Source organism: Flavobacterium sp. 140616W15, assembly GCF_003668995.1.
Lineage (GTDB): Bacteria > Bacteroidota > Bacteroidia > Flavobacteriales > Flavobacteriaceae > Flavobacterium.
On sequence record NZ_CP033068.1, the window covers coordinates 1,763,515 to 1,789,185 of the forward strand.

Here is a 25,671-nt window from a genome sequence, read left to right on the forward strand (position 1 = left end):
TTATGCCAAGAAAAACTTTTTTTTGTGTCGATGCACATACCTGCGGTAACCCAGTGAGAGTGGTTGCAGGGGGCGGTCCGAATTTAGTTGGAAACAACATGAGTGAGAAGCGCCAACATTTCTTAAAAGAGTACGATTGGATTCGTAAGGGGCTAATGTTTGAACCGCGAGGTCATGATATGATGAGTGGAAGCATACTTTATCCGCCTAGTGATCCAAATAATGATTTTGGGATCTTATTTATAGAAACATCAGGCTGTTTACCAATGTGTGGTCATGGAACTATCGGAACGATAACTATCGCTGTTGAAGAAGGATTGGTAACGCCAAAAATTCCTGGTAAGATAAAAATGGAAGCTCCTGCTGGTTTGGTTCAGATTGAATACCAACAAACGGGTAAAAAAGTGGACTGGGTACGATTAACGAATGTTAAGTCCTATTTAGCTGCAGAAGGACTTACTGTAGATTGTCCTGAACTGGGTGAAATAGTTTTTGATGTTGCTTATGGTGGAAATTATTACGCAATTGTAGATCCGCAAACCAATTTTTCGGGAATACAGGATTTTACAGCAGGAAAAATTGTTCAATACAGTCAGGAAGTTCGTAAGCGAATTAACGAAAAGTATCCTGATTTTTTCATTCATCCCGAAAATGATACTATACGCGATGTAAGTCATATGTTATGGACAGGTGATCCTATAGACCCTACATCATCAGGAAGAAATGCCGTTTTTTATGGAGATAAAGCTATTGATCGTTCTCCTTGCGGAACAGGAACATCAGCAAGACTTGCTCAGCTTCATGCAAAGGGCAAACTAAAAAAAGGGGATGATTATATACACGAAAGTTTTATAGGCAGCAAATTTATAGGAAGAGTCGAAGAAGAAACAACTATTGGAGACATTAAAGCCATTGTTCCAAGTATACAGGGATGGGCAAAAGTATATGGATATAACAATATAATCATTGATGAAGATGAAGACCCATATGCATTTGGTTTTCAGGTAATTTAATAAAAATATAATCCAAAATAAATCATTGATTGATAGAACCTAGTTCTTCCCAATGATTATTTAAATCTATAATTATAATGAAAAAAGTAAGTATTATTGGTGGAGGAATAATCGGACTATGTTCAGCGTATTATTTAGCAAAAGAAGGGTATCAGGTAGTTGTCTTCGATAAATCGGATATGACAGATGGTTGCTCTTATGGAAACGCAGGAATGATAGTTCCTTCGCATATTATTCCGTTGGCGCAACCAGGAATGATTACTCAAGGGATAAAATGGATGTTTGATAGTCAAAGTCCGTTTTATGTAAAACCAAGATTAAGTATGGATTTGGCAAAGTGGGGATTACAATTTTACAAACACGCCAATAAACAACATGTAGAGAAAGCAATGCCAGCGCTTTGTAATTTATCCCTTTTTAGTAAAGAGCTATATCAAGATTTTATTAAAGAAAACAATTCTTTTTTTTATGAAAAAAAAGGACTCTTAATGCTTTATAAAACAGAGAAAACAGCTGAAGAGATTATTCATGAAGGAAAATTAGCTCAATGTTTTGGTTTAGAAGTAGATTACCTTTCTAAAGATGAAGTAACTAAACTAGAAACAGGCACTAATACGGATGTTCTGGGTGGCGTACATTATAAAAGTGATGCGCATATCTATCCTCAGAAATTTATGCAATTTATAAAAGAAGAATTGAATAAATTGAATGTAACAATTCATAACAGAACTCTAGTTGAAGATTTTGTAATAAAAAACAATACCGTTACCGAAATACTTACCGACATGGGTCCTTTTATGACTGATGAGGTTGTTTTAGCAACTGGATCATGGAGTCCAAATATTGCTAAAAAATTAAATAGATCTATTTCTATTCTACCAGGAAAAGGATATAGCTTTACTTTAAGAGATGCTAGCAAAAAGCCTTCTATTCCGGCAATTCTGTGTGAAGGAAAAGTCGCTGTTACTCCTATGAGTAATGATATTCGTTTTGGAGGTACCATGGAAATTACACATACAAACGATATCAAAATTAACCAAAACAGAGTTCAGGGAATCGTTAACAGTATCAATGATTTTTATCCAGACTTAAAGATTGAAATGCCGAAAGAAAAAGAAACATGGTACGGATTTAGACCCTGTACTCCATCTGGAATGCCAATTATTGCTAGAGATAAAAGAATAAAAAACTTAACTTTGGCAACTGGACATGCCATGATGGGATTAAGCTTGGCACCTGCAACTGGTAAAATTGTTTCAGAAATTATTTCTGGAAAAAACACCTCTGTTAATACACAAATGTTTCAATTATAAAATTATGAGATACGAATCGATTCCTTCTTCTTTATTTATCGAAAACAGAAAACGTTTTTCGACAAAAATGAATGCAAATAGCTTAGCTATTTTAGTTTCCAATGATGTAATGCCTAATAATGCCGATGATGTAATGGGATTTGCACAAAACAATGATTTATTCTACTTAACAGGAATCGATCAGGACGAAACTATTTTGGTTCTATATCCAGATGCGTATAAAGAAGAAAATCGAGCTATTTTATTTGTAAAAGAAGTAAGCGAACATACTAAACTTTGGGACGGCGATTTTTTGAGTAAAGAAGAAGTGTCATCAATTTCGGGTATAAAAAATGTAAAATGGGTTCATGAGTTCGAAAAAACATTACAGCTTTTTGCTTTTGAAGCTGATACAATTTATTTAGGTCATAACGAGCACATTAAAAGAATAACATCAGAAATGACCACTCGACAAGATCGCATGATACAATGGTGCAAAGAAAAATATCCATTACACAAATATGATCGAGTTGCAAAGATAACCCGTGAATTAAGACCTATAAAATCTGAAGAAGAAGTAGCGCTTATAAATAAAGCAATTGCAATTAGTATTAAAGGTTTTAAAGGGCTCCTTACTGCTATAAAACCAAACATAAAAGAGTATGAACTCGAAGCTGAGCTTACTTATGAATTAATTAAAAATGGAGCTACACGTCATGCTTTTAAACCAATTATAGCAACTGGTAAAAATGCCTGTGCACTACATTATAATTCTAATGATGCTGTTTGTAAAGACAACGAAATGGTCTTAGTTGACTTTGGTGTTTGTTATGCCAATTATAATTCGGATACAACCAGATGTGTTCCAGTAAACGGTGTCTTTTCTCCGCGTCAGCGAGAAGTATATTCATCTGTTTTACATTGCTTAAAAGAAGGCTCTAAGTTATTAAAGCCAGGAGTTAAGCATAGTGATTATGAGAAACAAATGGCTGGTTTAATAGAAGTAGAATTAATCAAACTTGGACTTATAACCAATGAAGATATTGCAAATCAAAATCCAGATTCTCCTGCTTACAAAAAGTATTTCATGCACGGAACGGCTCATCATTTAGGATTAGACGTTCACGATTTGGGACTATACTCTCGTGATTTAGAAAAAGGAATGGTCCTAACTTGTGAACCTGGAATTTATATTTCAGAAGAAGGAATAGGTTGTCGATTAGAGAATGACTACTTACTTACTGAAAATGGAAATATCAATCTATCTGAAGCATTACCAATAGAGATTGAAGATATAGAAAAACTTATCCTAAAAAAATAGCTTATACCCTCCTTTTAAGTCTATTTAATTTTAACAGCTACTGAGTAATCTTGTAGCTGTTTTTTTTTTGATTGTTAGTCAAATTACCATTCAATTTCGCTCAGAGTGACACTGAGTACTGAGACTTTTTTTACACGCAGATTAAAGGGGATTGGGGCAAAATTAGCAGGTTTTCTCTCTTAACTTCATTCCTCAGAAAGACAAGATTGACGAACTGCATTGAAGCTATTTCGCAAAGATTCACAAAGAGAACACGCTAAGTTTCTTGAAATTGAATACCGCAAACTAAGACAAGTCTAAAGAGTTACTAGTAAGATTCTTCATTCCTCAGAAAGACAAGATTTTGGCTAAAAGAATTCCAACAAAAAACATTTCTTACTACTCTACAGGTTTTCGTATTGATCCCTAAAAACTGGATATTGAGACTGATACTACAAACTAAATACTACAAACCAAGACCAAAAAACAGAATACTCAAAACAAGATAATATAATCTGAGTTTATGATAATATATTGGCATAAAAAAAGCTATAAATGCAAAATATTTGCACTTACTAATAATAAAACCAGTATAATGAAATTTAAATTTAATTTTAGGAAAATTGCAATACTCTTTTTTGTATTTGCAACACAACTAATTCTTGCACAAGAAAGATTAGTTACAGGAATTGTGACCGATGACACAGGAATGCCTTTACCAGGCGTGAGTGTATTAGTTAAAGGAACTAAAACAGGAACACAGACTGACTTTGATGGAGCATACGCTATCAATGCATCTCCCGCTCAAGTTCTTTCATTTAGCTACATCGGAATGAAAACTCAAGAAATGCCTGCAACTACCAACAAGGTAAACATTAAAATGTCTGGTGGTTCGACATCACTTGACGAAGTTGTAGTTACTGCATTAAATGTGAAAAGAGAAAAGAAATCTCTTGGTTACGCTACTCAGGAAGTAAAAGGAGAAGATTTAACTAAGGTAAATAGTGGTAACGTAGCGAACTCACTCTCAGGAAAAGTTGCTGGTATTGATATTAAACGAAATAACAACATAGGTGGCTCAACGAATGTTGTTATCCGTGGATCATCATCGTTAACGGGAAACAATCAAGCCTTATGGGTTGTAGATGGAGTTCCGTTAAACAATGACAACACCAATACTAGTGAGCAAAAAACAGCAGGAAACACTGGCGGATATGATTATGGAAACGCTGCATCGGATATAAATCCAGATGATATCGAATCTATAAACGTTTTAAAAGGGGCCGCTGCATCTGCTCTTTATGGCTCTAGAGCTGCTAATGGGGTTATTCTTGTAACTTTAAAGAAAGGCAACAAGACTAAAGCTGGATTAGGTGTTACTTTTAGCAGTGGAGTAAACATTGGAGTTGCAGATAAAAAAACATTACCAGAGTACCAAATGGAATACGGTGGTGGTTATGGAGGTTTTTATGGTACTGTAAATCTAGGTGGTGGTGTACATCCTTATGCGGCAACAGATGATGCTTCTTGGGGACCAAAATATGATCCAAGCATATTAGTTTACAAGTGGAACTCTTTTTATCCAGAATTACCTACCTATGGTGTTCCAACTCCATGGGCTCCTGTTAAAAAAACGCCTAATGATTTTTATCAACACAGCCTTACTTACACTAATAATATAGCTGTAGCAGGTTCTAATGAAAATGGAGATTTTAGATTTGGATATACAAACTACAATCAAGCACAAGGAATATTACCAAATAGTAGTAACAAAAAGATAACTTTAATTTTTCTGCAAGTTACAACATTAGTCCAAAAACTAAAATATCTGCTTCAGCAAATTACCTAAAAGCATATGCTAAAGGGATGAACGAAACTGGATATGGTGATGGTGGAAATAACTACCTAAGTAGTGTGAGACAATGGTATAATACAAGTATTGATTTTCAGGATTTAGAAGATGCTTACAATATAACAGGCAGAAACACGAGCTGGAGCATTGGAGGGCCAAAAGATTTAGATGTACAATTTCATGATAATCCATACTTTCAACGAAATAAAAACTACAACTCTTTAAACAGAGATCGTTTCTTTGGTAATTTTGCAATAAGCACAGACGTAGCAAAATGGTTAAACATTTTAGGTAAAGGATCTGTAGATTATTATACTCAATTACAAGAAGAACGTATAGCTGTAGGATCTAGAAGAGTAGCAAATAAAAAAGGGCAATACTCAAGATATGACAAAACATTCCGTGAAGTCAATTTAGATTTAATCTTAAATTTTAAAACTGACATAACAGAAAATATCAAATTTTATGGGCTATTAGGAGGTAATTCAAGACGATCAGTTAAAGGTACTATCTTTTCAGCAACTAATGGAGGTTTAATCGTTCCTGAAAAGTATATGTTAAGTAATACTATATCCCCTATTAACTTCCCTCAGGAATTTTTAGAAACTATAGGTACACAAAGTGTATATGCAAATGCAACTTTCAATTTTAAAGAAACCTATTTCTTGGAAGGTTCTTATAGAGTTGACCAATCATCAACATTACCTAAGAAAAATAACACATACACATACCCCTCTATTACAGGGACTTATATTTTCAGCAATCATATCGATGCTAGTTGGTTGTCATTTGGTAAACTACGTTTAAATTATGCTGAAACTGGAAATGATGCTGAATTTGCAGTAACCCAATCAACCTATGACAAGTTCAGTAATTTTGGACCTGATGGTATACGTTTTTCCGATGAAAACAATAAGAGTAACGCCGACTTAAAGAATGAACTTACTAAAGGTTATGAAGCTGGTATCGAACTTAAATTCTTAAAAAACAGAATAGGATTAGATTTTTCTTATTACAAAACAAATACAACTAATCAAATTTTATCAATCGAAACTCCTTCACAGACTGGATACAGCAGATCATGGATAAACGCTGGAGATGTAGAGAATAAAGGATATGAACTTTCTTTAAATGTTATTCCGTTTAAAACTAAAGACTTTTCTTGGGAAGCTAGAATTAACTGGGCAACCAATAAAAATAAAGTAATTGACCTTGGTGGTGCTGAAAGATTTTCTATCGGATCGACTCAGGGAATTGGATATATCGCAGAAGTTGGTAAACCAATCGGACAACTTATCGGAAGAGGATACAAATATCTAGACGGACAAAAAGTTGTAAAAGCCAACGGACGATATGAAGTTGTAAATGGAGCAACAATTGGTGATGTTAATCCTGAATGGACAGGAGGTATCAACAACATTCTTAACTACAAGAATTTTACCTTTAATTTCCTTATAGATATTAAAAAAGGTGGTGATGTGTACTCACTAGATCAACAATATGGTCATACAACTGGTATTTACCAAAGTACTGTAGGAAATAACCATTTGGGCAACCCAGTAAGAAATTCTATTGCTAATGGTGGAGGAATTATCTTTGATGGTGTAAAAGCCAATGGAACTCCTAATACTACAGTTGTTTTAGCTGATTATGATACTTACAACGCTATGCCACAGGAAAGATACGTTTATGATGCTTCTTACGTAAAATTACGTGAAGTAGGATTAAGCTATAAATTGCCTTCTAAATACTTAAAAAACACATTTATGAATAGTGTCATTTTTGCTGTAAACGGTAGCAACTTATGGATTATTAGTAAAAACCTTCCGTATGCAGATCCAGAAGCTGGAACATCATCTGGTAACTTACAAGGTTTTCAGTCAGGAGTATTGCCTACAACAAAAGAGTATAACTTTAATTTAAAAGTTCAATTCTAAAAACAAATAAAATGAAAAATTTAAAAACAATATTCTTTGCAGGAGCACTATTGCTTACAATAGCTTCTTGTGATGATCTCGATAGATTAAACGAAAACACTAAAGCGTATACAACTACTATACCTAGTGCTTTAATGACTAGCTCTCAAGTAAATTATTCTTATTTCTTGACAAATGCATCTGTAAATGATAATAATTTTAGAGGATATGCTCAGTACTGGTCTACATCAATGTATACAGATGAGGTAAACTACAACCAGGCAAAAAGAAATTTAGGAAATTCTCATTCTGTAATATTATATCGAGACGTTTTAAAAGATTTACAAGTTGCTAAAAACATGATAACTAATGAGCAAGCTCTAGGTTCTGTAGAAATTGCTATTAAGAAAAATAAATTAGCTGTACTAGATATTCAAATAATAATGGCTTACCAAACCTTAGTTGATATTTTTGGTGACATTGTTTACTCAGAAGCGTTGGATATTGTGAATCATCCAACTCCAAAATATGATGATGCCAAAACAGTTTATCTTGATTTAGCAAACAGATTGGATGCCGCTATTCAAAACCTAGATAGCAGTTACAAAAGTTTTGATTCAGCAGATCTTATATATCATGGTAATGCTGCAAAGTGGAAAAAACTAGCCAACAGTGTCAAGTTAAAAATGGGATTACATCTTGCTGACGTTGACGCTGCAAAAGCAAAAACTATGGTAGAATCTGCATATAACTCAGGATTAATAAATAACAATTCCGAAAATGCTTTATTTCAATACTTTAACACTATTGTAGATCAAAATCCATTATATACAAGTTTGGCTGAGGAGAAACAAATCATACTTGCAGAATTTTTTGTAAACGAGTTAAATGCCAAATCTGATCCAAGAAGAGATATCTTTTTTGATCCAGCTACAAAAATTGGCGGCGTATATAAAGGTGCTCCTTATGCAGAACAAGTTACTTACGGTGACTTCTCACTCCCTGGGGTTAGAATAAAACAAAATACAAATCCTGGTGTGATTTTCGATTATACTGAAACTTGTTTTTTACTCGCCGATGCCGCAAACAGAGGGTTTAGCGTGGGTGGTACAGCTGCCGATTACTATGAAAAAGGAATTCGTTCAAGCATGGATTATTGGAACGTTTCAAGTGCTGATGCTGATGCTTATATAGCTAGAACTGATGTGGCTTTTGCTACTGCTTTTGGAACTGATAAACAAAAAATTGCTTATCAACTTTGGATCGCTTACTACAACCGTGGTTTTGAAGCTTGGACTGAGTACAGAAGACTAGACTTCCCTATTTTAGTAGCTCCACCAACAGCAGTTTCTGAGGCTGAAGGAAAAGTACCAGTAAGAAATATCTATTCTCTTTTTGACTCTACATTAAACAGAGATAACTACAATGCTGCTGCCACTGCAATTGGTGGTGATAAAATGACAACAAAATTATTCTGGGATAAATTATAATTTTGAATTAGTAACATATTAAACTTTCCTTGAATTTAAACAGGCACTACTCAGTGCCTGTTTTTTTTATGCCTAATTTACTAGTTTATCATTAAACAACTGAATGTAAAACATTACAGCACGTAGAAAAATAGATTTCACAAACTCTAAAAGAGATGTTTTATTTATTTATAATCCAGCTATTCTAATGAAATATTCTTTTGTACACATAAAATCTATGTAGATACCCTCTCTTAAGATTACACTCAATGCTAATTATTAATTAAAAACAATAATCGCAGTATGAGAAATATTCAATGTTTTATAAGAATAAAAATACATAATTAAATTTTAAGCATAATTTATAGATAATTTCATATCATAAACGAATAAAATAGTACAACTAGATAATTTAATATAAAAATATCTTTGGTTTCATACTAACAAATTCCTAAGATTATGAAAACAAAATTATTTTTATTTATGGCGTTCATTTTCGTTTTAAAAATAAGTGCGCAAGGATTACCTTGTCGGACTAGCGAAGAAAATGAAAAAATCTACAAACTGAATCCACATGCATTAAAAGAAAAACAAGACTTTGATGCATTTAGCAAAAAATTCAGTACAGAAAGAAAATCCAAGACATCTAAAAAAACAGAAACATCCTATGTTATACCAGTAGTGTTTCATATTTATGGTGATGTGCAAAGTGGAAAAACCGTTACTTACCAAAAAATCGTAAATCATCTGAAAGAACTTAATGATGATTTTAATGGTCGTAATGCTGATTATGCTACCGTTGATCCTTTTTTTCAAGCAAGAAGAGGAACGTTAAAAATTGAATTTAAACTTGCCAAAATCGATCCAAATGGTGGTTGTAGCTCAGGGGTTGTATTTCACCCAGCTAAAAATGGTTACGGTAATGGCGGTGGATACGATGACCAAATTGCTGCTGATGCATGGGATAATAAAAAATATATGAATGTTTACATTCAAAACGATTTATATGCTAATGGAGCACTTAACAATTCAGGGGTTGCATGGTACCCAAGCACAGGTATGACTGCCAGCAATACAGCTAGAGTTGTTTTTAACGGAGCATATTTATTTGACAACTCATACAGCAAAGAGTTTTCTGCTACATTAACACATGAATTTGGCCATTTCCTAAACTTAATACACACTTTCGAAGGTGGATGTACAGGTTCAGATGAGGTAGATGATACGCCACTTGAAGACGGAGAACATAATTTATCTTGTACACAAGGTACAAACTGTAATGGCGACAGAGTAAATAATGAAAACTATATGGGATACAATGGAGCCCAAGGTTGCTATAAAATGTACACTCAGGGACAAATCGACAGAATGCTTGCCGCATTAGAACATCCAGCTAGAAAAACACTTTGGCAAGAAAGTAATTTAATCGCTACAGGAGTAAACAATACAGGAGGATTATTAGCATCAAGCACAAACTTCTTTAAAGAAACTACTGTTAATGATGGTTCGTTTGATGCAGCACCTGTGATTACCCTTACTGGAACTGAAACATTTGCAATGGCATCTGGAACAATGGTATCTGCAACACATTTTACTCATAACTTTCCTGCTGGAATTACTCCAGTAATTACAGTTAATTCTAATTCTCAATTAACAGTTACTTTAACAGGAAAAGCGACAAGTCATTTAAAATCTAATAGTGCAAAAGCAACAATTACATTTTTGCCAGCAGCTTTTTCTAGCGGAGCCTCAACCATGACTTGTACTGCAATGTATTTTGATATTAAATTTGTGGACCCATACGGGGTTTTCTTCGTAGATATGCCAGACGCTACTGCAAATGCATCACTCACATGGAAAGCATTTGATATAGAAAAAGGTGATGATCCGTCTTTTGGAGCCTGGAGATATGCAACCAATGCATTAAAGATCGAAACTTATGCAAAAAAACTGGTGTGTGAAACAGGAACAAGAAATATCTCATTACTTCCTGCAAATACACCAGTAGGACCAACAAGTAATTTTAAAGCTCCAGGAACATACCCTGATCAATTAGATTTACGTACTTCAACATACAAAACTTGGGATGGTAAAACTGGATATGTAGGTTTTGACTATCTACTTGAGGGTGCTACTTGTTATGGATGGTTTAAAGTTACTGTAGATGCCGATGGAAACGGATATACAATATCCGAATATGCTTATAATACACAGCCAGGCTCTCCTATTACTACAGGAGTAACTGCAAAAGTTGGAGTAACATTATCCCCTAGTACACTATATGAATCTGATGCTAATGATGGTAGCATTCCAACAAATGCTGTAATTACGTTGTCTACCAATAACGGAACTTTTACAAAAAGTACAGGTACATTAACAGCAGGTACTGATTATACAATTACAGGAGTTCCTGCTGGACTAACCGCAACTTTAACATTAGAGAATAACTCCAAAGCTGTTCTCGCATTTACAGGAAAGGCAACTTCTCACTTACCTAATAATAATTCATCGGTAATAGTAACTTTTAAAGACGCAGCTATAACTGGTGGAATTGCAACACTTGATAATGCATCAAAAACAATAAAAGTAGAATTTGAGGCTCCTTATGGAATCTATTATGTAGATAACCCTGATTATAGCGCTTCATCCGCAGAAACCTGGAAATGGTTTGATTTAACTATCGGAGATAATACAGTATTTGGAGCATGGCAATATGCTGTCAATGCATTAAAAATTGAAACCTATGGCAAAAGATTGGTTTGCGAACCTGGAACAAGAAACATCACCAAAGTTGCTGCAGGAGCTACAATAGGCGCTTCAAGTAATTTTACAGCTCCAGGAGCATATCCTAATCAATTGGATCTACGTACAGCTACATACAATGTATGGGATAACCAAACTGGTTATGTAGGTTTTGAATACACCAACAGAGGAAGAACTTGTTATGGATGGATGAAAGTAAAAGTAGATGCAACCGGAAATGGATATACCATTACTAATTTTGCTTATAATACAAAACCAAATGAATCTATAACAACTCCAATTATTAATGCTCCAAGTAATCTTACTGCAACAGCAAATGTAACAGCGTTGACGGTTGCATTAACATGGGTAGATAACTCAGATAATGAAACAGGTTTTACATTAGAGAGAGCCGAAGGAACTGGTGCATACAGCACTATTAAAACTTTTGCTCCAAATATGACTTCTTATACAGATACAGGTTTAACAAAAGGAAGTGCATATTCTTATAGAATTAAAGCAAATATGAATGCCACTAATTCAGATTATTCGAATATTGCAACAGTAACTATCGAAGATGTGAATCCAAATCCAACTTTAGCAAAACCTGTAATCAATGAAGGTGATACAGGAATCTATGCAACGGGATTCTATGTAACATGGGGATTAATTAATGGAGCTACAAGCTATGACATTCAGGTATATAATGAAACAACAGGATGGACTGACCAGGGAACATCAACTGTACATTATTTATACATTAACAAACAAGGTAGCCAAACAAGTTATAGAGTAAGAATGAGAGCAGTAAACGCAACTGGAACGAGTGACTGGAGTAATCCACGCGATTTTACACTTCCTGGAGCATTAACAGCACCATCAAATCTTGTTGCAACAGCTAATGCAACAACTCTTGAAGTTGATTTAACATGGGATGATAACTCAGATATAGAAACTGGGTTCTCTATAGAAAGAGCTTTAGGAAACGGGGCATATAGCGTAATTGCAACCCTTGGTTCTGACGAAACTTCTTATACAGATACAGGTCTTACTGCAGGAAGTAGCTACTCATATAAAATAAGAACAAACGAGAATACGACATATTCTTCATTTTCGAATATTGCAACAGTAACTTTTGATGATGTAAACCCATCTCTTGAAATACCAGTATTTTACGACCCTACAAATGGAACTTATGCATATGGATTCTACGCTACATGGGCTTTAATCAATAGCGCTACTAGCTATGAAATTCAATTATATAACCCAGCAACAGGATGGGCTGATTTTGCAACATCTACCACTTACAATCAATATATTGAAAAACAAGGTGCAGAAAGAAACTATAGAATAAGAATAAGAGCTGTATACGCGAATGGAACAAGTGATTGGAGTACTCCTATGGATGTTACCCTTCCTCCTACACTTGGAGTTAATGAAGTTGAAAATGAAAAATCATTTACAATCTCTCCTAATCCTGCTTCAGATGTAGTTAATTTCACATTTAAAAATATAGAATCAACTAATCTGATAATTACAATTTATAACAATAACGGAGCATTGATTGATACCGTTCGTAATACAACTAGTTATCATGTGAACCATTTACCAACAGGCATTTATTATGTAGTAATTACAGATGGTACGCTTAAAGAAACTAAAAAATTAATAATTAAATAAACGATACTTAATTTTTTTAGAATAATGCTCATAAAACTAAACCGCCGAAAGATATCTTTCGGCGGTTTTTCTTTTTATAACTTTGTGTGATTAATTTGAGAATCATATGAGAAAACAATATAATTTACGCCCAAGTAAAGATGGTTTAAGAGCTTGGGATATACATCGATTAATAGAGTTATCTAAAAACTTCCTAGTTAAAAACATTTTGTTGAGCGAAATTAAAGAAGTAAATGAAACATACTGGTTTCAAGACCCAAGTCAACTACCCACTGGTACGGCAATTTTGGAACATATAAAACTCATGGAAGAAGCTAGTTTAGAATATCCTATTATTTTATGTGCCGACGGACGATTAATGGATGGTATGCATCGGGTTATGAAAGCACTACAACAAGGACATACTGATATTAAAGCAGTACAATTTGAAATTACTCCAGAACCTGATTTTATAGGTATTCCGGCAGATGAATTGCCATATTAGGCATACTATATTAAACACAAATTCCACGGATTTGCACTAATTGGTTTGTGTAAATTCGTGGAATTTGTGTTTAATTTTAAATAGTATCTATAAATATTATCACACCTACAAGGTTTTAAAAACCTTGTAGGATAATAAATCTGCAAAAATTAGCTTAAATCTGCATCATCTGCGTGAAACTTTAAACTATAAAAAGCTTCGATCAATATTAATATCCAAAAGGATTATCTACACTATCCATAGGTTCAGTAAACCATTTAGGCCCATTAGCAGTCATATAAAAATGATCTTCATGGCGAATACCAAATTTTCCTGGAATACAAATCATAGGCTCATTACTAACCACCATGCCTTCACGAAGTTCTATATCACTTCCTCTTACTAAATAAGGATATTCATGAATGTCTAATCCTGTTCCATGCCCTACTCTGTGTGGCAATCCAGGCAAATTATAATCCGAACTTAATCCTGCCGCTGCCAATGTTACTCTAGCTGCATCATCTACAGAACCACAGCTTGCTCCTATTTGAGCAGCTTCAAAAGCAGCGCGTTGCGTAGCTTTTTCAAGATTCCAAATCGTTTTGTATTCTTCAGAAGGAGTCCCATAGGCATACGATCTGGTAATATCCGAAAGATATCCTTCTAATCGACAACCCGTATCTATAATAACAGCCCCATTTTCTTTTAAATCTTGAGGGACAGATACACCATGTGGATATTGAGTATCATCATCAAACAAAACAATACAAAAATAAGATCCTGAAGCAACACCTGCTTTGATGTGTGCATCATTAATAAAACTTGTAACTTCATTAACACTAATTCCTGGTCGCAATATTCTAGCCACTGCACGTTGCACTACCATTGTAATATCTTTGGCTGCTTGTATAATAGCAATTTCATTAACCGATTTTTGCATTCGACAACCCGAAGTAATTGGCAAAGCATTTATAATTGTATAAGATTGATTTGTTTTAGTTACACCATCGACTAAAAAATAAGGAGCTGACTCGTCTATAGCAATGGTCCCATCAACGATATTTTTATTTTTTAATAAATCTCCCATTAAAGCATATGGAGATTCATGCTCTTCCCAACAATTAATTTCCCCGCTTAATTGCATGTATTTATTAAATGTACCTTCTTCAAATTTTGGAACAATATAATCAAGCGTCCCGTCATCATACAATAAAGCCCCTACCATTCTTTCAGATGGATTCCACTTTGTACCTGTAAAATAATAAAGATTCGTTCCTGCATTTACATAAGTAGCTTTTACCTTTATTTCTTTCATAAATGCAACTGCTTTTTTTATTCTGTCTTCATACTCTTCTGTCTGTATTGGTTTTACATCCAGTGTCATATCTTCTATTTTTTCCAACTCAACAGCAGCGGTTGAACCTCCTATTCCAATTGTCATTTTTTATGTTTTTAATTATTTTAATTAATATGTTTAAAACCGTGTGGCAAAAAAATTCTAGCTTCAGTATCTCAGAATCGTAAAATTTTAACCGCTAAGTTCGCAAAGTTTTTAAAACCATTCTAATCATGAACGAAATTTAACCGCAAAAGAGCAAATATTTACGTAATGCTCGCTAAGTTTCTCCTCAATCTTGTCATCCTAAGCGGAGTCGAAGGACCATAATCTTTATCGAGCTACTCGAGAAAATCCTTCCTAGGTCAGGATGACAAGTTTGTGGGTGCTTGCACTTTTCCTCAGAACCTTCCTATCTTAGCCCTTCAGCACCTTTGAACCTCTGCACCTTTGATCTTTTGAACCTCAAAAAAACCTATCTAAGAATAAACCCATTTTTCATGGGATCTTTTGGATCTATAATAAAAGTATTAACGCCCGTTACAAATGCAGTTCCTTCTACTTGTGGAATTACAGCTTTAAATGGTCCAAAATCTTTTTCCTCAACAAGAGCCCCCTTAAAGGTACTTCCTGTAATACTTTCTATTGTAATAGATTCATTGGGTTTTATTGCATTTCTAGCGTTCTCAATAGCAATTCTACCCGAAACACCTGAACCTGTTGGAGAACGATCTACTTCGCCATCGGCAAAAACACAAACATTTCTACTATGATTAGTAATATCCTGAGGTTCATCTATAAAAATTGTTCCATAAAGAAAACTCAAATCATCTTCAAAGGGATGCAAAATTTCTTTATCCTGAACCATAACAGCATGTTTTATATCCATACCACTTAAAATAATAGTACGATAGTCTTCTTCTGTTAATCCAAAATTTAAATGTGTATTTTTCCTCAAATCTACATAAGCATAAAAAGCACCACCATAAGCCAAATCATAAATAATATTTCCTATTCCAGGAACATTTACAGCACGATCCAATCCTACAACAAAACTTGGTACGCAATGAAATCTAACACCAGTTACTTCTCCATTTTTAATGTTGACATATGAATAAATACGACCACATGGAGCATCAATTTTTAATTCGTTATCGCCTTCCTTTACAGTAATCCAATTCATTTTTGCAGCGAGTGTGCTAATAGCAATAATAGCATGACCACACATACTGCTATATCCTTCATTATGCATAAAGAGAATTCCAAAATCACCCTCTTCATCATTTGGCGGAAGCAAAATACAACCGTACATATCGGCATGACCTCGAGGTTCAAACATTAATGAAGTTCTTAAATAATCATAGTTTTCTTTTATATCTCGACGATATTCCAATACACTATTCCCTTTAAGATCTGGAAACCCAGAAACAATAACACGCAACGGTTCTCCACCAGTATGCATATCGATAGTTTTTATTTGTAACGCATTCGGCGCTATTTTATATTCTGTATTTGCACAAATAGTATTATAGGTTTTAGACATTTATTTCTAATTTTAAATTAAACTCTTTATAAAAATAAGCAGCAGCAACAAGATCTTCTAAAGCATGACCTACAGACTTAAAGAAAGTGATTTCTGTATCAGATGTTCTACCCAATTTTTTATTACTGCATAGTTCAAATAAATCTGCCTTAATAGATTCTCGGGTAATAATCCCATTAGTTAATGGAATTAAAATATCGCCACTTTCTTTTAATCCTCCTTGATAGGTATCAAGAAATACACTTGATCTTAAGATCGCTACATCATCGGCCTCGCGCATATCTTTTTTATAAGCACCCACCAGATCCAAATGCTGTCCGGCTTTAAGCCATTTTCCAAAAATAAGTGGAACAGGAGATAATGTAGCCGAAGAGATAATATCTACCTCCTGCACAACTTCTTCGATAGCCGAAATAGCAGTACAAGTAAACGGGAAGCCTTTTAATGCATCACAGACCATTTGTGCTTTTTGTATGGTTCTCCCCCATACATATACCTCTTTTATAGAACGAACACTAGCATGCGCCTGAATTAGATTAATTGCCAAAGCACCAGTTCCAATCATAAGCATAGAAGAAGCGTCTTTGCGAGAAAGATAACTACTGGCCAACGCTGATGTCGCAGCTGTTCTTTTACCAGTTAATGATTTTGCATCTAGAATTGCTTTGATATTGCCTTTATGCCCATCTAGATAAATGTATGTTCCTTGTATTGAAGGCAAATCATATTTACCATTATTAGGACTTACAGTAACAATCTTTACTCCCAAATCTTTTCCGGGTTGGAATGCAGGCATTAATAATAATGTTGAATCTTTGTTTTCTTCAGGATTAGCAAAATCATGATGGTGCCGAAGAGGTACCTCTATTGTTGAATCTGAAAACCCCTCACGAAGTTCCTTTATTAGTTTTTTAAAATCACAATTTTCTTCAATGAAATTGTCTGAAATAAGTTGAATAGGTTCCATATTTTGAGTTGAAATTTCACTAAAAATAGTAGATTATTTTTTCCAAATCCAATTTTACAAAGAACTAGTTAACATAAGACAACTTAAGGTTAATATAGTATAAATTGATTAGTTTTGAAGACTATATTTTTATAAAAAAATCAATTTTAAAATAATGAAAAAGTTAAAACACACTTTATTACTTCTGGTGGTTTCCTTCATTTCATGTTTGAGTTTTGCTCAAACTGAAACCATCACTAAAACCGATTTAGAAAATAAATTATCTCAATTATTTCCTGGCGTTGAGATTACCAAAATGAAAAATTTGGAAGGATTTACCGAATCGTATCAATTGGTTCTTAATGAACCATTAGATCATAAAAACCCTAAAAAAGGAACTTTTAAGCATTATATCTATTTATCACATTTAGATTTTAACAGCCCAATGGTTATTGAAACTGAAGGATATGCTGCTCGATACACAAAAAATGAATTAAGCTCTTTATTAAATGCTAATCAGCTCATTGTAGAATATCGTTTTTATGGAAAATCAAGACCCAACCCAATTCCTTGGGAATACCTAACCAATGATCAGGCTATAGCAGATTATCATAATATAGTTACCAAATTAAAACAATTATATACTGGTAAGTGGATCTCGACCGGAATTAGTAAAGGAGGAGAAACAACCTTAATTTACAAATCGAAATACCCAAAAGATGTTGATGTAGCCGTTCCTTATGTAGCTCCTTTAATTAATACGCAAGAAGATCCTAGAATACAACAACATCTTGCAACTGTAGGAACTGCAGAGTGCCGCGAGAAAATAATTGACTTTCAACGTGCATTACTACAAAACAGAACTGCTCTTCTTAATGAAATAAAAAATTATGGTGAAGAGAAAAAAATGACTTTCAACGAAGTTTCTATGGATGGGGCATTAGAATATAGCGCATTAGAATTTCCTTTTTCTTTCTGGCAATGGGGAGGGAAATGTGAAGATATTCCAAGTAAAAATGCTACTTCTAAAGAATTGTTTGATTATATGAATAAAATAGTTGGTATTAGTTTTTATAACGATGCTACTTTCCATGATTTATTACCATCTTATTATCAGCATATGGCTGAATTGGGCTATTATGGTTTTGATTTTACACCTGTAAAAGATTTAGTAACGTCAGTAAAAAGCACTTCAAATTCTCGATTTGCACCAAAAGATATTCAGATAAATTACAATCCGAAATACATTAAAAAAGTTAGAGACTATGTAGAAAATAAAGGTTCTAAAATACTTTATATCTATGGAGGTTATGACACTTGGGGAGCATGCGCTCCAACCCCGAACCCTAAACTTGATGCGCTAAAAATGGTTTTACCTGGCGGAAGTCACGCTACAAGAATTAAAAATTTTCCAGAGCAGGATCAGGAAAAAATAATGAAAACCCTAAAAAAATGGTTAGCCCAATAATACAATAAAAGTATATATTAAATGGAAAGAGAGAACAGCAAAATTGTTGTTCTCTTTTTTGTTCCCGTTTATTAATATTTAATTAAATCAGACTGAAAACAGGTGATAAATTATCTCGTCAGACGTTAATTTGTCACGTTTGCGCACAAGTATTTATCTTTTAATTTCTTTAGGAATGATTTATAAAGAGTAGTATTGCTTTAACTTATTGAGATTGTGCTCGTACCAAAACAAGAAAAATCAACAAGCCAAATCCAAAATAATCATGATTTTTTTAACAAAATTCGATTAAAAATCTTTAAATTTATGTTCTAAAATATCTCTTATGAAAAACTACGTATTACTATTCGTTTCTGTTTTAACACTGTCATTTAATTCTTGTACAACAATGAAAGACACAACAAAAACTGCTGATCTTTATAATACAACTTGGGAACTAGAATATATTACTGGTCCACGTATTGCGTTTGAAGGTTTATATCCTGACAAAAAACCATTTATTAAGTTTGACGAAAGTACTGGTCAGGTTTATGGAAACGCAGGTTGCAATGGTTATAGTGCTCCGTATACTTTAAAAGGTAAAAAACTTAGTTTTGGAGAGCAAGGACCTGCAACTCTAATGTATTGTGAAGGTGGCGGAGAACAAACATTTTTACAAACAATTAAAAAAATTAATGGCTATTCTATCGATAAAGATGGAAAACTTAATTTAATGATGGATGAAATTCCAATGATGAGATTTAAAAAAGTAGCCAAATAATTTCATTAAAATACTAAGATTCTTAACTCCCTTAAAATCTTAGCTTTTTTATCTACAAAATGTCTCCAATATTGTATCATTTAAAGAAATGACAGTATTGGAGATTTTTTATGTTCAATTTTTAGATATTGAGAGTAAATACTATATCACTAAAACTGTGTACTATTTATCAATTATTCGCTGTCGATGTTTAATACCCCAATCTGCAATTACTTTAGTAACATCTTTGAGTGTTGCGCCATATTCAGTAATCTCATATTCAACCATAATAGGTTGAGTACCCAAAACCCTTCTTGTAATAAGTAAATTTGCTTCTAACTCCTTCAGATCTCTACTTAACATCTTGCCTGATATGCCTTTGATTTCTTTTAATAAATCTGAATAGCGCATTTTTTTATAGCATAAGCAGGCAATAATAGATATCTTCCATTTACCATTTAGTATATCAACCACATCTTGAATGGCCATTACTGTACTATAGCATTGTTTTAATCGAATTTCATTGTCTGTTTCCATACTATGTTACCTGGTTACCCATTTGTTACTATTACTTTTCGTTACAAAGTTACTAAAAGTAACAAGGTTTTACATAGATTTGTATCTCCTAATTAAAAATAATTAAAAAGATGAATTTAATAGATATCTTAAATTGGCGTTATGCTACTAAAAAAATGAACGGGAATAAAGTACCGCAAGAAAAATTGGATTATATACTGGAAGCTGCCAGACTTGCTCCTTCTTCTTCTGGATTGCAGCCTTATAAAATTTTTGTAATTAGTAATCCTGATTTATTAGAAAAAATAAAAACTATAGGTTGGAACCAAAGTCAAATTACAGATTGTTCACATTTACTAGTTTTTGCCGCTTGGGATGGTTATTCTCTTGAAAGAATTACTGCTGTTTTCAACAAAACCCTTGCAGAGAGAGGCTTACCCGCTAATACAATGGATGATTATAAAAAAACTCTTTGGGGACTTTACGAGCCTCTTTCTACAGAGTCGCATGCAAATCATGCCGCACACCAGGCTTATATCTCGATGGGGATTGCAATGGTTGCAGCTGCTGAGCAAAAAGTAGACGCTACGCCAATGGAAGGCTTTATTCCTGCAGAATTGGACAAACTTCTAGAATTAAAAGAACAAGGCTTAAAAAGCGTATTAATGTTACCACTTGGTTACAGAGATGAAGCTAACGACTGGTTAGTTAACATGAAAAAAGTTAGAACTCCTAAGGAAGAATTTATTACAGAAATTAAATAAATTATTTTGAGGTGCTAAGGTTTTTAAGGAACCAAGGTTCAAAGGTTCTGAATTGCAAAGGAGGGCACTGAAAAAGTCCTTAAAAGTTGAAGAGCTAGTTATATAAGTAAAAAGGAAGCGCTGAGAATCGTCTGTACGGAAATTCTCTCCGCTACCTATCAAGTACGCCAAAGAAAAAGAGGCTGTTTTCGATATCGAAAACAGCCTCTTTTGATAAATGACTACTTTTTTAGTGCCCTCTTGCAAAGTTTTAAACCTTTGTACCTTCAAAAAAGAACCTTAAAAAAATATTTATTTTTTTATCTCTTCAAATATAAATTCAGCATCTGTATAAGTTATAGGAACTCCAGGAGCGAAGCAAGGAAAACCAAGATAGGTGGTTGTAACTCCGTTTCCTAAGAATAGCTTCTTCCCTTTTCTTAATAAAGATATCGGAACCCTTTTTAAATTCCCTCCGTAAGGTCTACAATAATACTCCCCTGTAAATATATCTCCTTTAATATTTCCTTTTACACTTCCAGAATCTTTAGTGCTTTCCCCATATTTAATCTCATACTGACCATAAAAACGGGTATCATTTATCACTATCGATAAAAGTGCCGTGTCTTTATTGATATTTACTGCCTGATAAAAAGATTTCTTTTCTTTAATAGGTTTGTCTTTTGAATTACAGCTATATAACAACAATAGCAAAGTAATTACAAATAAAGATATAGATTGAGTAACTACTTGCTTTTTTATTATTTCTATAATCATAATTTGGCTGTTTAGTTTTCCCAAAAATATGAAATAAAATACTTAAAAATAATAAAATACTATAACTTAATCATTGTTAATATATAAATACCCTGCTTTATCTTTAGAAGCTCCATGGGTTACTTGATATTTTAGGATATAAAAATATGTTCCTGTTGGTAAGCCTTCTCCCTTATTTATGGTAACTCTCCCTTCGGATATTCCTCTAAACCAATTTCCATTGGCTCCATAATTTGAAGTCTCAAATACTTTTACCCCATAACGATTATATATCTCTAATGTATTGTCTGGAAATTTTTCTAATCCTGTAATATTGAAGTAATCATTATAACCGTCATCATTGGGTGATACAGCATTATAAACAACAACATCATCTACATTAGGTGTTTTTACTTTACCTAGTGTAAAAATTCCTGATTTATTAACTGCTGCAGTCACAGTTTCGTTTTGGCTATCGACAGCCGATGAGTAAAACTTCCATTTTGATTCAGTATCATCCCATCTAACAATTGCCAAAGAATGATCTGAATCTATTTTTATTAATTCACTTGGTGTTGTATTACTATTCCAAGATAACGTTAATGCTACATCAACTGTAGATTGATTGCTTTCGAACTCCCAATATTCATTGGCATCTATTAATGTAATCAGATCATCCTTTTTAGCATGAGGATATAATTCATCCGAATTTGCAAACACATATTTACTCTTAAATAAATTCTCGACTGAATTCGTTTGACTTATTGCTGATGGTCTAAAATAACCTTCTGCTCCGATAGGAAATTGAAAATCATTATTACCATTACGTTCAACATATCCATCGATATAACTATCGTTATTTGTGTTTCTGTGAGATGCATTTGCTTCGAAAACTACTGTTCCTCCTATATTACTATTGGATACTATTCCTTTATTAAAATCTGAAATTCCATAGATACTAATTGCTGTTGACAACAAAAAAGCTGGCTGAATCATTCTGTTTTCAAACTTTATATTATTAAATTCACTTAATTCATTACCTGAGATGATTTGAGCTGTGGCCGAACCCTTAAAATAGGTTAATCCAGAAGTTACTTTGGGACTAAAAGTTACTAATCCATCATTATTATAATTAGAATAAACTATAAATTGTCCATCATTAATAAAATCACCTGTCGATTTATTATCAAAATCTGCTACCGTTGCAAACTCTGTTCCTGACAAAATCGATACTTCTCCTATATTTATAGTTTGTGCACTCATTTTACCAATAAAAAGTATTGATAGAATTGCTTTTATATAAGTTTTGGTCATCTTTATTTTTTTTAAAATGTTACTTTAAAACGCAACGAATCATATCCTTAATTTAAACGTTGAGTTATAAAAAACACCTCAATTATTACATTGATTAATGAGGTGTTTTTACTTTTATCATTGATTTAAGGAATCAAATAAGTAGGATTAACGTTTTCTTGTGCATATTTAATTGCCCAAGCCATTGTATTAGCATACATCATACTGTTATAAACTGTAATTCCTCCATCATAAGCTTTTGACTGCACAAGTCCAGTTGATGTTATTTTAGCTGGCCAAGTAGTTGTTGATGTATTACCAGATGTACCTGCTGTCCATCCTGAATCACCTATATAGACATACCCTAACGTATTGTGCTTAAATGTAAATGCTCTAGACGCATTACCTCTTTGAGTTGCTAAAACAGTTACATTTGTAGGTAATCCTGTAACATAATAAGAGTTATTCACATCACTACCTAGATCAAATCCTTTTATATTTCCAAATGGCCCTTCTAAAAGCGGATCTGAAACATTCAATATTGGATTTGTGTAGGTTGTTCCTGTTCCTGAAACCGATACTGATGAGCCACAAATAGTATTAATTAAATTCGTAGTACCACTAGCATCATTTTCTTGAGAGTGAATTATTACTCCTTTTTTATTCTTTACAAAATCATTCAAGACTAAAATTGAAGCTGCATTTGGTGTATAGTTATAGCCAATCACTATTATATCAATATTGTTTGTATTAATTAGATTCTTTAACGCATTACCATCATTATTTGCCCCATTAATAATCTTTAAGCTTTGTACCTGTACTGTACCTGTAGGTCCAAAATTTGATGAAGAAGCTAATATAGCTCTTGAAGCCTCTGCTGTTCCTGCTGTTCCTGGCTGATACATCCCTGATCCTAATCCTAACACTTGCATAGTACGGAAAACAAACGATATGCTTTTGTTACAAGTTGCTCCTCCATTGGTACTATTCGCAGTAATTGCATAAGTAAATGAACCTCCTGACGCTGGAGTACCTGTCGCAGTCATTACTACGTTTTGTGCTCCTGTTGTTGCAAACGTTCCTGTTGCCGAAAAGCTAATTCCGTTTACTGTATTGGTATTTATTGTGTATGCTCCCACATAACTTACATTTACAGGAACTGTCATTGTGTTTGTACCGTTCATAGTTACACCTGGGGCATAAGTCCCGCTTGTTGTAATTCCTGTGCAATTTGTTGTATAAGCAACTGGTTGTCCAGCGATAACAACTTTAAGCGTACATGTTCCTACCACGCCTGGAGTTCCAGACACTATAAGATCTGTTGTTCCTCCAGCAACTGGTTTTCCAGAACCTATAAGTGTTACGTTTTGTTGTCCTAGAGTAGATAAATTTATCAGTCCTGAAGTAAACGAAATTCCATTTGCAGTACTAGTAGTAATAGTAGTTTCTCCAGTTGCAGTAACGTTAATTGGTAATGTTATTGTATTAGCAGCTATTAAGCTTACATCTTGCATGTATGACCCATTTTGTGTTATACTGTTACAATCTATTGTATACCCTACTGGTGCTACTTTAACTGGAATACCACTACATGAAGCTCCTGCAACTGTAGTTGCATTAGATGACAAATTAAAATTATTTATACCTGAAGCAACTGGTGTTCCTGTTCCTAATAATTCTATTGTTTGATTACCTGTAGTCGTAAATGTTCCAGTTGCACTAAATGAATATCCATTTACTGTATTTGTTTTCATACTCCAAAAACCAACACTAGTCACATTAACACTTACTGATAATTTATTTGAAGCCGTAAGTGGAACTCCTATAAAATAAGTCCCCTCGGGATTTATACTTGCACATGATATTGCAAAATCAACGCTGGCATTCTCAACAAAAATATGTGGTACACACGAAATGTCTATCCCGTTTAATGAAATTGTCACTGCATCCCCCGCATTTCCTACGTCATAACCGCTATTTGGTGTTCCAACTCCTGGTAAACTCAATACGTATGAACCTGCACTAGGAAAAGTTCCGCTAGTATTAAAATAATATCCATTGGCTGTTGTTGCCGAAACCGTATAGGTACCAGGTTGTGTAACTGTTACTGGAATATTTAAATAATTAGACAATGCTAAAGTTTCTCCTTGTTTAAAATTTCCATTTGCTTTTATTTGACCACATTGTACTGTAGAAACATTAAATACAGCTGGCGGTGGTGTACCACAAATACTTAACCATACACCTTGTGCCTTACTCCAATAGTCAAAACATCCTGTTGTTATATTGAAGATCAATAATCCATCGGTTAAATTTCCTGCTGATATTCCATCACGTTGCGCAGTTGTTAATCGCGAGGTCAACATTCCTTTATTGGTACTCTCTAATTCAAACAAAGCACCTGGAAAAGCTTTTTCTGCCCCTGCACTTACTGTTCCGTCTTTTATTTTTGTACTTTCTACCTGAGCAAAAAGAGAACAGAAACTTAATAAACTGAAGACCATTGATAAAATAACCTTTCTCATTTTAGATATTTCAATTTTCATGATTTTATATTTAAATTTTTAGAACTATGCTACTCAAAGTATAGGTATTCAATACCTT

At 33.7% G+C, this 25,671-nt stretch carries 18 protein-coding genes; 11 read left to right on the forward strand and 7 right to left on the reverse strand.

Annotated elements, in window-relative coordinates; translation table 11 throughout:
* Window positions 1-2 precede the first annotated feature (2 nt).
* From EAG11_RS07515 to EAG11_RS07545, 8 genes are all read left to right on the forward strand, one after another.
* Window positions 3-1,013, forward strand: coding sequence for a 4-hydroxyproline epimerase (locus tag EAG11_RS07515; protein ID WP_129538636.1), 1,011 nt, complete (start codon window positions 3-5; stop codon window positions 1,011-1,013).
* Between the two features lie 77 nt (window positions 1,014-1,090).
* Complete coding sequence (locus EAG11_RS07520; RefSeq protein ID WP_129538637.1) at window positions 1,091-2,326, forward strand: FAD-binding oxidoreductase; 1,236 nt, start codon at window positions 1,091-1,093, stop codon at window positions 2,324-2,326.
* A gap of 4 nt (window positions 2,327-2,330) precedes the next feature.
* Window positions 2,331-3,626: an aminopeptidase P family protein gene (locus EAG11_RS07525; RefSeq protein ID WP_129538638.1), complete on the forward strand. Its 1,296-nt coding sequence runs from the start codon at window positions 2,331-2,333 to the stop codon at window positions 3,624-3,626.
* 574 nt (window positions 3,627-4,200) lie between these two features.
* A complete protein-coding gene (locus EAG11_RS22130; RefSeq protein WP_242499286.1) occupies window positions 4,201-5,454 on the forward strand; it encodes a TonB-dependent receptor plug domain-containing protein in 1,254 nt (417 codons plus the stop codon).
* Window positions 5,455-5,471: 17 nt separating this feature from the next.
* Complete coding sequence (locus EAG11_RS22135) at window positions 5,472-7,394, forward strand: TonB-dependent receptor (protein ID WP_242499287.1); 1,923 nt, start codon at window positions 5,472-5,474, stop codon at window positions 7,392-7,394.
* Between the two features lie 11 nt (window positions 7,395-7,405).
* Entirely contained in the window at window positions 7,406-8,863 is a 1,458-nt protein-coding gene (locus EAG11_RS07535; protein ID WP_129538639.1) for a SusD/RagB family nutrient-binding outer membrane lipoprotein, read from the forward strand.
* Between the two features lie 438 nt (window positions 8,864-9,301).
* Window positions 9,302-13,264 carry a M43 family zinc metalloprotease gene (locus EAG11_RS07540; protein ID WP_129538640.1) on the forward strand — a complete coding sequence of 1,321 codons (3,963 nt, stop codon included), beginning with the start codon at window positions 9,302-9,304 and terminating at the stop codon, window positions 13,262-13,264.
* A gap of 106 nt (window positions 13,265-13,370) precedes the next feature.
* Window positions 13,371-13,748 carry a hypothetical protein gene (locus EAG11_RS07545; protein WP_129538641.1) on the forward strand — a complete coding sequence of 126 codons (378 nt, stop codon included), beginning with the start codon at window positions 13,371-13,373 and terminating at the stop codon, window positions 13,746-13,748.
* 208 nt (window positions 13,749-13,956) lie between these two features.
* Here EAG11_RS07545 and EAG11_RS07550 read toward each other — a convergent pair whose 3' ends face one another.
* The 3 genes from EAG11_RS07550 to EAG11_RS07560 all read right to left on the reverse strand — a co-directional run bounded on the left by EAG11_RS07550 (window position 13,957) and on the right by EAG11_RS07560 (window position 17,573).
* The gene (locus EAG11_RS07550) at window positions 13,957-15,168 is read right to left on the reverse strand and encodes a Xaa-Pro peptidase family protein (RefSeq protein ID WP_129538642.1); all 1,212 of its coding nucleotides are present in this window, start codon (window positions 15,166-15,168) and stop codon (window positions 13,957-13,959) included.
* Window positions 15,169-15,538: 370 nt separating this feature from the next.
* The gene (locus tag EAG11_RS07555; RefSeq protein WP_129538643.1) at window positions 15,539-16,606 is read right to left on the reverse strand and encodes a proline racemase family protein; all 1,068 of its coding nucleotides are present in this window, start codon (window positions 16,604-16,606) and stop codon (window positions 15,539-15,541) included.
* A complete protein-coding gene (locus tag EAG11_RS07560; protein WP_129538644.1) occupies window positions 16,599-17,573 on the reverse strand; it encodes an ornithine cyclodeaminase family protein in 975 nt (324 codons plus the stop codon). The genes EAG11_RS07555 and EAG11_RS07560 overlap by 8 nt, the downstream gene beginning before the upstream one ends.
* Before the next feature lie 154 nt (window positions 17,574-17,727).
* On the opposite strand from EAG11_RS07560, the gene EAG11_RS07565 reads away from it, so the two are divergent.
* Window positions 17,728-19,020 (forward strand): S28 family serine protease, encoded by a 1,293-nt coding sequence (locus tag EAG11_RS07565; RefSeq protein ID WP_129538645.1) that lies wholly within the window; start codon window positions 17,728-17,730, stop codon window positions 19,018-19,020.
* A gap of 325 nt (window positions 19,021-19,345) precedes the next feature.
* Window positions 19,346-19,780, forward strand: coding sequence for an META domain-containing protein (locus EAG11_RS07570; RefSeq protein ID WP_129538646.1), 435 nt, complete (start codon window positions 19,346-19,348; stop codon window positions 19,778-19,780).
* A 162-nt stretch (window positions 19,781-19,942) separates the two neighbouring features.
* On the opposite strand, the gene EAG11_RS07575 is transcribed toward EAG11_RS07570, so the two are convergent.
* On the reverse strand, window positions 19,943-20,296 hold the full coding sequence (locus EAG11_RS07575; protein WP_129538647.1) for a helix-turn-helix domain-containing protein: 354 nt from the start codon (window positions 20,294-20,296) through the stop codon (window positions 19,943-19,945).
* Window positions 20,297-20,406: 110 nt separating this feature from the next.
* Between EAG11_RS07575 and EAG11_RS07580 the strand changes: the two genes are divergently transcribed.
* Window positions 20,407-21,039, forward strand: coding sequence for an NAD(P)H-dependent oxidoreductase (locus EAG11_RS07580; protein ID WP_129538648.1), 633 nt, complete (start codon window positions 20,407-20,409; stop codon window positions 21,037-21,039).
* A 291-nt stretch (window positions 21,040-21,330) separates the two neighbouring features.
* Here the strand turns inward: EAG11_RS07580 and EAG11_RS07585 are convergent, their stop codons facing one another.
* The 3 genes from EAG11_RS07585 to EAG11_RS07595 form a co-directional block, all read right to left on the reverse strand.
* The gene (locus EAG11_RS07585; protein ID WP_230728996.1) at window positions 21,331-21,795 is read right to left on the reverse strand and encodes a hypothetical protein; all 465 of its coding nucleotides are present in this window, start codon (window positions 21,793-21,795) and stop codon (window positions 21,331-21,333) included.
* 66 nt (window positions 21,796-21,861) lie between these two features.
* Complete coding sequence (locus tag EAG11_RS07590) at window positions 21,862-23,088, reverse strand: gliding motility-associated C-terminal domain-containing protein (RefSeq protein ID WP_129538649.1); 1,227 nt, start codon at window positions 23,086-23,088, stop codon at window positions 21,862-21,864.
* 125 nt (window positions 23,089-23,213) lie between these two features.
* Entirely contained in the window at window positions 23,214-25,613 is a 2,400-nt protein-coding gene (locus EAG11_RS07595) for a hypothetical protein (RefSeq protein ID WP_129538650.1), read from the reverse strand.
* Window positions 25,614-25,671: the final 58 nt, after the last annotated feature.

Excerpts from the sequence above, each read along its gene's own strand:
- EAG11_RS07520 (WP_129538637.1), top strand. The coding sequence starts at position 1,091 with ATGAAAAAAGTAAGTATTATTGGTGGAGGAATAATCGGACTATGTTCA.
- EAG11_RS07570 (WP_129538646.1), top strand. The coding sequence starts at position 19,346 with ATGAAAAACTACGTATTACTATTCGTTTCTGTTTTAACACTGTCATTT.
- EAG11_RS07540 (WP_129538640.1), top strand. The coding sequence starts at position 9,302 with ATGAAAACAAAATTATTTTTATTTATGGCGTTCATTTTCGTTTTAAAA.
- EAG11_RS22130 (WP_242499286.1), top strand. The coding sequence starts at position 4,201 with ATGAAATTTAAATTTAATTTTAGGAAAATTGCAATACTCTTTTTTGTA.
- EAG11_RS07525 (WP_129538638.1), top strand. The coding sequence starts at position 2,331 with ATGAGATACGAATCGATTCCTTCTTCTTTATTTATCGAAAACAGAAAA.
- EAG11_RS07565 (WP_129538645.1), top strand. The coding sequence starts at position 17,728 with ATGAAAAAGTTAAAACACACTTTATTACTTCTGGTGGTTTCCTTCATT.
- EAG11_RS07555 (WP_129538643.1), bottom strand. The coding sequence starts at position 16,606 with ATGTCTAAAACCTATAATACTATTTGTGCAAATACAGAATATAAAATA.
- EAG11_RS07580 (WP_129538648.1), top strand. The coding sequence starts at position 20,407 with ATGAATTTAATAGATATCTTAAATTGGCGTTATGCTACTAAAAAAATG.
- EAG11_RS07560 (WP_129538644.1), bottom strand. The coding sequence starts at position 17,573 with ATGGAACCTATTCAACTTATTTCAGACAATTTCATTGAAGAAAATTGT.
- EAG11_RS07535 (WP_129538639.1), top strand. The coding sequence starts at position 7,406 with ATGAAAAATTTAAAAACAATATTCTTTGCAGGAGCACTATTGCTTACA.
- EAG11_RS07545 (WP_129538641.1), top strand. The coding sequence starts at position 13,371 with ATGAGAAAACAATATAATTTACGCCCAAGTAAAGATGGTTTAAGAGCT.
- EAG11_RS07575 (WP_129538647.1), bottom strand. The coding sequence starts at position 20,296 with ATGGAAACAGACAATGAAATTCGATTAAAACAATGCTATAGTACAGTA.
- EAG11_RS07590 (WP_129538649.1), bottom strand. The coding sequence starts at position 23,088 with ATGACCAAAACTTATATAAAAGCAATTCTATCAATACTTTTTATTGGT.
- EAG11_RS07515 (WP_129538636.1), top strand. The coding sequence starts at position 3 with ATGCCAAGAAAAACTTTTTTTTGTGTCGATGCACATACCTGCGGTAAC.
- EAG11_RS07595 (WP_129538650.1), bottom strand. The coding sequence starts at position 25,613 with ATGAAAATTGAAATATCTAAAATGAGAAAGGTTATTTTATCAATGGTC.
- EAG11_RS22135 (WP_242499287.1), top strand. The coding sequence starts at position 5,472 with ATGAACGAAACTGGATATGGTGATGGTGGAAATAACTACCTAAGTAGT.
- EAG11_RS07585 (WP_230728996.1), bottom strand. The coding sequence starts at position 21,795 with ATGATTATAGAAATAATAAAAAAGCAAGTAGTTACTCAATCTATATCT.
- EAG11_RS07550 (WP_129538642.1), bottom strand. The coding sequence starts at position 15,168 with ATGACAATTGGAATAGGAGGTTCAACCGCTGCTGTTGAGTTGGAAAAA.